This window comes from Geitlerinema sp. CS-897 (genome assembly GCF_028368005.1).
GTDB classification, from domain to species: domain Bacteria; phylum Cyanobacteriota; class Cyanobacteriia; order Cyanobacteriales; family Geitlerinemataceae; genus Baaleninema; species Baaleninema simplex.
Map to the genome: position 1 here is coordinate 1 of NZ_JAQNCQ010000123.1, position 7,488 is coordinate 7,488.

Consider the following 7,488-nt stretch of genomic DNA (forward strand, 5'->3'; position numbering starts at 1 on the left):
CGCGATCGCTAACTCCCTTACCGACAAAGTCTTTCAACCGGCCAGGACTGCGACGACCCAGTCGCCGGAATCACCGCCACTAACGTAACCGAACCATCTGGGTTTTTCCGCCATCCTCGAGCTTCGACGAGAGGCTCGTCTGGCGATCGCCCCTCGAAACGGTCGGTTGTGTTCTCCCGAACGTCCCGCGTCGGAGAGGGATCGACGATCTGAAAATCGCTCCATAGCGGTTGACTCGACAACGCTTGCCAGGGATCGGGGGGTAAACCGCCGCGTCCGGTGACGACGAACTCGCTCCCGGCGTTTAACGCCATGCAGCGATCGACCACCAATCCCGCCACATCGATCGGTGCGATCGGTAACGTCTCGAGTCCCTGACGGGGTTTGATATCCGGCGTTTCGATTTCTACGATACCGCTGAAGGCTGCACCCGAGTCGGAACTGGCGGTAATATCGCTCTCGGGCGTGAGGCGATCGCGCAGGTTCGGCCCGAAAATTCCCCGAGCGGCGATCGACACCCGGCCGCCGAATCCCTGCTGTGCCGTTGCTGTAATATCGCTGTTTTCCAACGCCACTAGGGTTTCTGCCTCAATAAAAATATTACCGCCGGTGGCTTCTTCGAGAGCGTTGGTGGAAATGCGACTGCCCCCTCGCAACTGCAAATCCCGAACCTCTAGATTGATGTTGCCCAATCCCCCGCGACTGTCTGCCCGGAACCGTCCGCCGTCGTCCAACACGACGCGATCGGCCTGAATCGAGAGACTGCCTGCCGATCCCGTTTCGATACTGTCTACCGCCACCTCCGCGCGATCGCCGACCCGCAACACCGAAGTTTCGATGTCCAAATTTCCCGCCGATCCCGCCCCCTCCGAGGCGCTGAAAATTCCGCTCGGAAATTGCGTTCCCGAAGCGTCTCGGGCGAAATCTCCCCGCCCTAACTCGACTAACGGCGTCGTTCCGCTCAAATCGATTTCCTCAGACACCCGTACCCAAACGTCGCCGCCGTTTCCTCCGCCGAAGGTTCCCGCACTGAGTTGTCCGCCGTCGCGCACCGTCAACCGAGGTGTTTCGACGATTAAATCGGCACCGGGAGCGTCTCCGGTCGTGTTTGTCAGCAGTCCTGAAGGCAAGTTTTCGCTGTCTCGTCCGATAATTTCGATCGCTTCAGTTGTCCGAACGGTGAGGGTTCCCGCCGGACTGGTCGGGGCGTCGCTGCGGGTTAACGTGGAAATCACGCCCCCGTCCACCAAGCGCAACCGAGCCGTTTCGATCGTAATCTCACCGCCGCGTCCGGTCGCTTCCAGCCCCGCAGCAGTACTCAAAAGGCTTTTAAAGACCCGACCGGGTAAATCTTCCGTGATACTGCGTCCGAGTCCTCGCACTTCTACCAGTTCCCGCGATCGCACGTCGATACTCCCGGCGTTGCCATCTCCCCACGTGATGGCGAGAATTTGCGCGCCGTCTGCGACTAACAGGCGATCGACCTCGAAGATCGTCCGTCCGCCGCGACCGGTGGCCGTCTCGAAACTGGTTCCCGACCAAAAGCTATTGCGCGTCTCTACCTCAGACGCCCGAACTGTTAAGGTTCCTGCGTTTCCCGACCCAAAGGTATCCGCTCCTAAAATCGAGGAATCGACCACGACCAAGCGATCGGTTTCAACGAGGATATCGCCGCCGTCGCCGCTGGCCTGGGGACTGACGGCGGCGAAGAACCCACTCGAAAAGAGTCGATCGCTCGAGAGTCCCCGAACGTCGATGAGTTCTGTGGTGCGTAAAACGATTCCCCGTCCCGGTGCATCTCCCAAGGTGTCGGACAATAGCGTCGAACCGGATTCGAGAAACAGGCGGCGTCCGAGAACGAGAAGTTCGCCCCCCCCGTTTCCGCTGACATCGACGGAGGTGGAGTCGCTCAGGCGCACGTCACCGTAAACGGTATTTGGGTCGAGGGTCGTGGCGTCGAAAGTCCACCGACCTGCTGTAACGGCGGATAGGACGATGCGGCCGTTGGGGGCGGTGAGGTTAGCCCCGTTGAGGGTAAGGGTCGGACTGACGAAAACGAGACTGTTTCCGGGGGCGACGGCGAACCCGTCGGGACGGTTATCTCGGGCGGTGGCGAGGTTTTCGTCGAAAAATAGGTTGTGTCCGGTTCCGGCGATCGCGATGTTTCCTGAATTCGGCCCGAGTTGTACGCCGGTGGGAACGCTGACGGTGAGGAGGGGGGACGCTGTTTCGGGTTGGGCGAGAAATTCCGTTCCGTCGGCGAACGACAAGCGATCGCCCGTGGTGCCGAAAAACGATCCGCCGAGGTCGAGTCGCGCGTTGGCACCGATGGAAATGCCGTTGGGATTGAGGAGGTACAGGTTGGCGGTTCCGTTGGCGCGAATCGTTCCGTGGATTTGGGACGGGTGGCGTCCGGTGACGCGGGTGATGATATGTTCGATCGTGAGGGCGTTGTCGAAGTAGGCGGTGCTGTTGTCGGGAACGTCGAAGCGATCGAAGCTGTGGAAGAGGTTACGTCCCGCTCGGGTTCCACCCGTGATGCGTTGGGTACGTCCGTCCGTTTCGATGGCGGTGGGGGTGGGTAAGGTGGCATCGGGAACGAGTTGTGCCAGAGTCGGAGGCGAGATGGAGAACGCGAGAACGCTCGAAATGGCAAGGCTGAGGCGACAGTACATCGAAAAACCTCCTTTGACACTGGAGATACGTTGATGGTATCGCTATCTGGAACCCTTTTGAAAGTGGGTGAAGCGCCGGTGCGATCGCCTCGTTTGGATTTTTGTCCTTGACAAACCCCCCTGGCGACGCGACGTGCCATATCCTAGGTTTGAGGGCGGTGCGATAAATGGAGGTGTCCCGATGTCCGAACAGTTGAATTTCAGTGATATCGAACGCAACGCGACCCCACAATCGATCGAGCGGGGGAGAGAATATTACGAATGGGGTCAAGTCCAATCGATCTCGCGACGGGGAAGCCTCCTCCAAGCCTGTGTTATGGGCGAAAGCCAGCCGTATTACGACACGTTTTTGGACGTGGAGAGTTGCTCGGCGGAGTGTTCTTGTCCTTACGATTGGGGGGGATGGTGCAAGCATATCGTCGCCGTAGCCTTGACGTATCTCCACGATGCCGAACAGATCGAAGAACGCTTTAGCTTAGGCGATTTACTCGGAGCGTTGGAAGAGTTTCAAGAAGTCGCTCTGATCGAGCATCTCGTCGATCTCCATCCGTTTCTCATCGAAGATATCGAAGCCTACGTTCGCGACAACGCATCGCTAGAAGAACGAATTCCCCCACTTCCGCCGCCGCCGCCAGTCGTTGACGTAAAACCGTTTCGACAACAACTCGATCGCACCATCACTCGGGGAATCGATCGGTTTGAAAGTGGGGAATGCGATTACGACAATCCCGTCGAAGAGGAAGTTTTCGACCTGTTCGATCCCGTCCGACTCTATCTCGATCGCGGATCGGGTCACGATGCGATCGCGATTTTAGAAGCGGTAACTGAAGTCTATCTCGATCGATGGGACGACCTCGACAATTACGGACTGGACTTACTCGAATTTCGTGAAGAACTCGATCGCCTGTGGGCGGAAGCCCTTTTGAGTACGGATCTCGATGCGCCGCAAAAAGTCGATTTGGAAGTCGTTATAGAAGCCGACGACGATCGCTGTCCTGATTGGTTTCCGCTGCGCCGTTTAGCGTTCGATCGAGGGTGGGACGACGAGACGCTCCAACAGGTGTTAACCGGACAGTCTCCCACTGAGTTTACCGAACCTCTAGAGTTGGTGGAAATTCGTTTGAAACTTCTCGAACGTCAGGAACGATTTGAGGAATATCTCAATTTATCTCGGTTTACGGAACAGATCGACTTATATTTGGAAATGTTAATTCAATGCGAGCGTATTGAGGACGCGATCGCGCAACTCGACTCAATTAAAACGAAAGAGGAAGCTTACAGAATTTCAAAGCGATTTGCAGAAAAAGATCGACTCGACGTTGCATTAAATTTAGCCGTAAAAGGTTTAGATCTCGATACCAGATCTGCATTGCTTTACGGCTCCAATGCGATAAATTATACAGCGAAGAAAACTCAGTACGATCTGGCAATGTGGACGAGCGAAATCGCCGAACGCTTACAGAATTTTGATATAGTTTTATCTGCAAAATTTGAAGCGTTCAAAGCAATAGCAACTTATGAAGATTATCTAAAAATTCAAGAAATTGCTGGCGAAACCTGGGATGTCTTAAAAGAAGACTTATTGCAGTCGTTGAAGAAATATTCGGGATGGAATGCTTTATCCGCTCGCGTGCAAATTTATTTGTACGAACAAATGTTTGACGAAGCGATCGCTCTCGTTAACGATCTCTACTATCCCGATCGAGATTTAATTCGACAAGTGATGGATGCGGTATTGTCAGATCGCGCTGAATGGGTTTTAAACAACGCTCGCGATCGCGCTGAAGATATTCTCGATCGCGCTTTAGCCAAAGCATACCATCACGCGATCGATTGGTTAAAATATGTCAAACACGCTTACGAACAACTCGACAACTCTCAAGGGTGGCTGTCTTACCGCAACCGTTTAACTCAAGAACACGGTCGAAAATATAAGTTTATGGGATTGCTGAACGAAGCAGGTTTGTAACCACACAAGAGGGAACCCGGACGCTTCGAGATTTCGGATTTCTCATGTCTTCGATCGATGGAACGAATGGCTCGAAAAGCAGAAATACATATTTTTCTGCATAATGCAACACAAAACGGTCGCAAAGAGATAAAAATTTACATAAATGTAAAGTCCTGCAACAAAAACGTCAGCGATCGCGTGGGATTTGATAATAGGTATTCTCAGCGATTCGTTTTCCGAAATCGGGAAGATTCAGTGGTTCAGCACAACTGAACATCAAATTCCCAGTTTTTTATAAAAACTTCGGATTGCGATCGAGCGCGAACGGCGTTCGTGTTTCGATCGATCGGTCGTCTTTCGGTTCGTTTAACCTGTTTGGGATTGCTATGTTACAAAGCGTTTTATTTGCCCTGACACCCACGACGAGCGAGTGGAATATTAGCATCGCCATCGTCATGATCGTCTGCAACATCCTCGCCATCGCCATCGGAAAATACACCATCCAAAAACCTAGCGAAGGACCGGCAATGCCGTCTCCCGAACTGTTTGGCGGCTTCGGATTGCCCGCCGTCATCGCCACCACCAGCTTCGGTCACATTCTCGGAGTCGGTGCGATTTTGGGTTTACAGAGCGTCGGCGCACTCTAATTCTCGGTTCTTCTACTTTTGTCGCTTGACACGGCTTTATCACATTCAGTGCGATCGCCCGATCTCGTTAGAGATGCGATCGCACTTTTATCGTGTTTGAAATTTAGCGGCGATCGTCCGCGTCAAACAGACGATTCATCGATCGCCAACCCTTTCTCCGCCAACCACTCAGCATTGTACAACCGCGACTGGTAGCGCGAACCGCTGTCGCACAACACCGTCACGATCGTATGTCCGGGGCCGAGTTCCTTAGCCAACGCCACCGCCGCCCCGACGTTAATACCGACAGAACCCCCCATAAACAAACCGTCTTTTCGCAGCAGTTGGTAAATGACGCGAACCGCTTCCATATCGTCGATTTGCACGGCGTCGTCGATGGGCGCACCTTCCATATTCGCCGTAATGCGGCTGTTTCCGATGCCTTCCGTTACCGAACTGCCTTCGGTGTTGATTTCCCCAGTTTTCACGTAGCTGTACAGTCCGCTTCCCATCGGATCGGCGACGACGCATTTCACGTTGGGGTTTTTCTCCTTAAAGAACATCGCCGCCCCCGCATAAGTACCACCGGTTCCCGTCGCAGCTACCCAAGCGTCGATTTTACCGTCTGTCTGCGCCCAAATTTCCGGCCCTGTCGTTTCGTAGTGAGCGCGGCGGTTAGCTAAATTATCGAACTGGTTAGCCCAAATCGCGTTGTCCATTTCCTCCGCCAGTCGTCCCGACAGTTTCACGTAGTTGTTGGGATCGCGATAGGGAACCGCCGGAACGGGTCGAACTTCTGCCCCCAACGTCCGCAGCGTGTCCATTTTCTCCTGAGACTGGGTTTCTGGGATAATAATGAGGCATCGATAGCCTTTGGCGTTGCAAATGTGGGTCAAGCCGATCCCGGTATTGCCCGCCGTCCCTTCAACTACCGTGCCGCCGGGTTTCAACAACCCTTTTTCTTCGGCATCTTGAATAATATAGAGTGCCGCTCGGTCTTTGACCGAACCGCCTGGATTGAGAAATTCCGCTTTTCCTAAAATCTCACAGCCCGTTTCTTCGCTAAAGCTGTTGAGGCGAATCAGAGGTGTGTTACCGACTGTTCCGACAAAGCCGTTTGTGATATCCATGCGTCGATCCGTTGCGTGTGCGTCGATCGAGCAGTGCGAGAAACCGTTCTCGACTGCCCAAAGTTCGAGTTATCGTTCTTAAAAGATTGTATCGGGTTCGAGTGGGGGGCAAAACGGCGATCGCTCGGTCGCGAGATCCAGTATGTTAGGAAAACGAACCGATTGGTAATACCGTCGATGAAGCTCAAGCGATCGACTCAAGTTCTGATTCCCCTCGCCATCGTGCTGGCGGGAGGTCTTTGGTTGTACGATACCGTTATCGCGCCGCAGCAAGAAGAACGCCAAGCGCAACAGAAACGGGCGTTCGTTTTTGACGAAGAACGGGTGACGAGCATTGAAATCACCACGGCGGATTACGCGATCGCCCTGACGCCGCTAGCAGAACCCGTGGAACTGCGATCGCCCGATGGAGAGGAGTTTACCGTCGCCAACTGGGAGTTTACCCCGTTGAAAGACGGCGAACCCAACGGAGACGCTACCCCCGCCACCGATGCTTACGTGACGTTTTTACTGTCCGCTCTCGCCAACGCCGAAGCCGAGCGATCGATCTCTGTTCAAGCCGAAGACAAAGCCGAATACGGACTCGAAACACCTGTCGCCACTGTGAATTTCAGCCTCGAAAACGGCGAAACCCACCGTCTCCTCGTCGGAGAGCGGGATTTTACCGATAGTTTCGTCTATGCGATCGCCGATCCGACTGAAGACGCGACGGACTTTACGGTGTTGTTGTTACCGACGAATCTCGAAAACGCGATCGATCGCACCCTAGAAGACTGGAAAGCCGAACCGCCGCCGAATTCCAGCGAAGGTGAGGAAGGACAACTCGAACCGCCGCCGACTCCTGAAACCCCAGAGGGAGATTCGGAAGCGACACCGAATCCCGACGCCGCAGACGAACCCCCCGAGGGAGAAACTGCACCCGAACCCGAAGCGACAGAAACCGATACGGAACCCGAAGCCACCCCCGAACCAGAAACGCCGTAAAATCTAATCAGATATCCATTCTACGGGGGTTTCTCTGTCAGTTCGCGTCCACACCTCCAACAGAGCAGCTAACCATGAAACCTCTCGCCACCCTTCTCTCCAGCGTTCTGCTCCCCCTCTCC

5 protein-coding genes are annotated in these 7,488 nt (G+C 54.4%); 3 read left to right on the forward strand and 2 right to left on the reverse strand.

Going from position 1 to position 7,488, the window contains the following annotated elements; genetic code table 11:
* Positions 1-17: 17 nt before the first annotated feature.
* On the reverse strand, positions 18-2,675 hold the full coding sequence (locus POG22_RS07555; RefSeq protein ID WP_498904521.1) for a filamentous hemagglutinin N-terminal domain-containing protein: 2,658 nt from the start codon (positions 2,673-2,675) through the stop codon (positions 18-20).
* Between the two features lie 181 nt (positions 2,676-2,856).
* Between POG22_RS07555 and POG22_RS07560 the strand changes: the two genes are divergently transcribed.
* A complete protein-coding gene (locus tag POG22_RS07560; protein WP_498904522.1) occupies positions 2,857-4,644 on the forward strand; it encodes an SWIM zinc finger family protein in 1,788 nt (595 codons plus the stop codon).
* 368 nt (positions 4,645-5,012) lie between these two features.
* Complete coding sequence (gene psaK / locus POG22_RS07565; protein ID WP_498904527.1) at positions 5,013-5,273, forward strand: photosystem I reaction center subunit PsaK; 261 nt, start codon at positions 5,013-5,015, stop codon at positions 5,271-5,273.
* 122 nt (positions 5,274-5,395) lie between these two features.
* On the opposite strand, the gene POG22_RS07570 is transcribed toward psaK, so the two are convergent.
* Positions 5,396-6,382, reverse strand: a complete 987-nt coding sequence (locus POG22_RS07570; protein ID WP_498904524.1) for a cysteine synthase A — start codon at positions 6,380-6,382, stop codon at positions 5,396-5,398.
* A gap of 162 nt (positions 6,383-6,544) precedes the next feature.
* Here POG22_RS07570 and POG22_RS07575 point away from each other — a divergent pair, with 162 nt between their 5' ends.
* A complete protein-coding gene (locus POG22_RS07575) occupies positions 6,545-7,366 on the forward strand; it encodes a DUF4340 domain-containing protein (protein WP_498904526.1) in 822 nt (273 codons plus the stop codon).
* Positions 7,367-7,488: the final 122 nt, after the last annotated feature.

What these genes read in the sequence shown, in the direction of transcription:
- POG22_RS07570 (WP_498904524.1), bottom strand. Translation starts at nt 6,382, where the DNA reads ATGGATATCACAAACGGCTTTGTCGGAACAGTCGGTAACACACCTCTG.
- POG22_RS07555 (WP_498904521.1), bottom strand. Translation starts at nt 2,675, where the DNA reads ATGTACTGTCGCCTCAGCCTTGCCATTTCGAGCGTTCTCGCGTTCTCC.
- POG22_RS07560 (WP_498904522.1), top strand. Translation starts at nt 2,857, where the DNA reads ATGTCCGAACAGTTGAATTTCAGTGATATCGAACGCAACGCGACCCCA.
- psaK (WP_498904527.1), top strand. Translation starts at nt 5,013, where the DNA reads ATGTTACAAAGCGTTTTATTTGCCCTGACACCCACGACGAGCGAGTGG.